This is a genomic window from Ideonella azotifigens (assembly GCF_006519715.1).
Taxonomy (GTDB): Bacteria; Pseudomonadota; Gammaproteobacteria; order Burkholderiales; family Burkholderiaceae_C; genus Ideonella; species Ideonella azotifigens.
Map to the genome: position 1 here is coordinate 1 of NZ_VIDT01000717.1, position 2,623 is coordinate 2,623.

Here is a 2,623-nt window from a genome sequence, read left to right on the forward strand (position 1 = left end):
TGACCTCCAGCACCTGGATGCCGCCGCCGGCGCAAGGGATCATGTCCACCCCGGCGTAGTCCATCTCCAGCGCTGCCGCGGCGCCTTCCGCCAGCGCGGCCAGCGCCGGTGTCAATTCGGCGGGTTCGCAACGCGCGCCTTGCGCGACGTTGTGGATCCATCCCTCGCTGACCCGACGCATCGCAGTCACCGCGCGCGCGCCGACCACGAGGACTCGCCAGTCGAACCCGGGGTCGATCGTGGCCGGCACAAAGCGCTGCAGGTAGGCCAGCGAACCGTAGGCCTCGTCGAGTTCGGGAACCGGATGGTGAACGCCCTCGACATCGCCGACGAGCTGCAAGCCCTTGCCTTGCGAGCCGAACAGCGGCTTGAGCACCAGCGCGTGGCCGGCAGCGCCCTCGCGCATCGCGATGCGCCGGGCCTGGGCCAGCGACTCGGTTGCCCAGGTCGGTGGGGTCGGGATGTCCGCCGCATGCAGCAGCAGGCTGGTCATGGACTTGTCGACGCTGCGCTCGATCGCCCGCGCGTCGTTGTAGACCGGCACGCCGAGTTCGCGCAGCGCATGCAGCACGCCGAGCCGCTTGGTGACCTGCTCGAAGCTGCCGCCGGCGATGCCACGCACCAGCGCCGCATCGGGCAGGTCGCGGCCAAAGCCGGGGATCACCAGACCGTGCCAGGCCTGCGCCGTGTCAATGTGGCAATCGGCCAGGTCGACGCAGCGCCCACTCGCGCCGCGCGCACGCAACGCTGCCTGCAACTGCCGCGTGTGCCAGCCCGTCTCGTCAGTCATGATCGCGATGCGAGCCATGCTTTTTCCTTCATCGGTCCGTCAGCTCAGCCTCGAGAAAACGAAGAGGCGCTCTCAGGCCTCCTGCAGCCAAAGGCCTTGCAGCAGCGCCATGTTCAACGCGCCGGCATGCCAGGTGTTGCCGCTGTCGAGGTTGCTGACCCACACCTCGGCCGGTGCGAACAGCGCGCCGTCGATCTTGTAGAAGTCGTACTCGACCTCCTTGAAAATGTCGGCGAACGAACGCCCGTAGTCGCGCGAGTTGCGTGACGGCAGTTGCAGCGCGAGCTGGCGCGCCGCAGCGTCGTCGCCGCGCACGCTGAGGTGGACGCGGCCCCCGTACAGGATCGCATCGTTGGTGCGTCCCATCGCGACAACGCCGTCGGGGCTGGGCGCCGGCAGCGGCGCGGTGGCGACACCTTCGACGATGTTGCCAAGCGCGTAGCCGAGTTCGTGGGCCTTGTGCAGCGCAACCTCGAGCACGCGCGCAACCACCTGCGTGGTGCCTGCCAGGCTGGTCGTCGGGGTCAGGATCAGGGTCAGCGCGTCGGCCTGCAGCTTGCAGTCGCGCAGCAGCTTGTCGATCACGACCTGGGGAGGCGGCCGATCGACCTCCAGCACGAGCACGCCGGTGTCTGCCTGGTCGCGGTACCCGAGTTCGGCAAACAAGGCCTCCTTGGCGGCGAGTGCGCGTGCAGGGCCGGAGCCGAGCGAGAAGAATTTCTTGCCGCCCGTTTGCTCCTTGCTCGCCGCCAGGCTCCAGCCGGCGTACTGGCTGGCCAGGCAGGCGAGCACCGGCTGCGAACTGCGCACCTCGACCCAGGTCGGCCACCCGTCAGCCGCGCCGCTGCGCAGGCCAACCTGACCGAGCCCGCCCATGCAGATCTCGCCGATCAGCAGCCCGGCCGTGACACTGCCGCGGGTCTTGATCCCTGCATCGACGATGCAGGTGCCACCATCGAGGCGCGCCACGCTCAGCTCGAGCGCGTCAGCACTGGCCAGCAGTCGTTCGACCAGCGGACGTGTCAGGTCGTTGACACTCAGCGACAAGGTCGCCAGCGGTGGACGGGCATCGGTCATGACGATTTCTCCAGGGTGTGCATCACGGCATCGCGCGCTGCAAAAAGCAAGGCTCGGACGTGCTCGGCAGTGTCACCTGCCGCACTCAAGCTGCAGATCGGGTCGCCGGCATCGAAGCATGCGCCTGCGAGCGGCAGGTCGTGCACATCGGGCCGGCCGGCAAGATACTGCGCGCCAGGTTCATCGATCGTCAACGGATGTCGGGCATAGACGATCTCGCTGCCGCCGATGTGCCGAGGTGCAAACGCCGCCGGCGGCGGCAACTCGGCCTGCAGGCAGGCGCGCAGTTGCGCGTCGATCAGGCCAGGCTGCGCGTACAGCGACAGGCTGGCTGGCGGTCGAGGGTTCACCTCCAGCACGCCGATGCTGTCGTCGCCGCCGCGGATGAAATCAAGGCTGCACCAGCCGCGCAGGCCGAACGCCGCCGTGAGCAACTGCACCACCTCATCGATGCGTTGCGCCAGGCCTGCAGGCACGGCCACCGGCCCGACGCAGCCGCAATACACATGCGGGTGCGCGCCGAAGGGTCGCACGATCAGTTCGTTGAGGCCCAGCAAGCTCGCCCGGTCGCCGTTGGCGATGAAGGTCGCCGACATCGGGACACCCGGCATTGCGCGCTGGAAGTAGTGCCAGGCGCTCACCGATGCGCCGTCGCGGGCCGTGTGCGCATGGCGGATGTGCCAGCCGCCACAGGCGCGCGCGTCCTTCAGCAGCCATCCATCGGCATCGGCCGGGGCATCGGCCCGCACCGGCGGG

Annotated in this window: 3 protein-coding genes; all 3 read right to left on the reverse strand. The window is 68.9% G+C overall.

Annotation, left to right across the window (positions count from 1 at the left end; all coding sequences use genetic code 11):
- On the reverse strand, positions 1–808 hold an 808-nt coding region (locus tag FKP22_RS26710; RefSeq protein WP_141290975.1), incomplete at its 3' end, for an ATP-grasp domain-containing protein.
- 54 nt (positions 809–862) lie between these two features.
- Positions 863–1,867: a methenyltetrahydromethanopterin cyclohydrolase gene (mch, locus tag FKP22_RS26715; RefSeq protein WP_141290977.1), complete on the reverse strand. Its 1,005-nt coding sequence runs from the start codon at positions 1,865–1,867 to the stop codon at positions 863–865.
- The coding region (locus tag FKP22_RS26720; protein ID WP_141290979.1) for an ATP-grasp domain-containing protein at positions 1,864–2,623 on the reverse strand (760 nt) is incomplete at its 5' end. The genes FKP22_RS26720 and mch, both read right to left, overlap by 4 nt.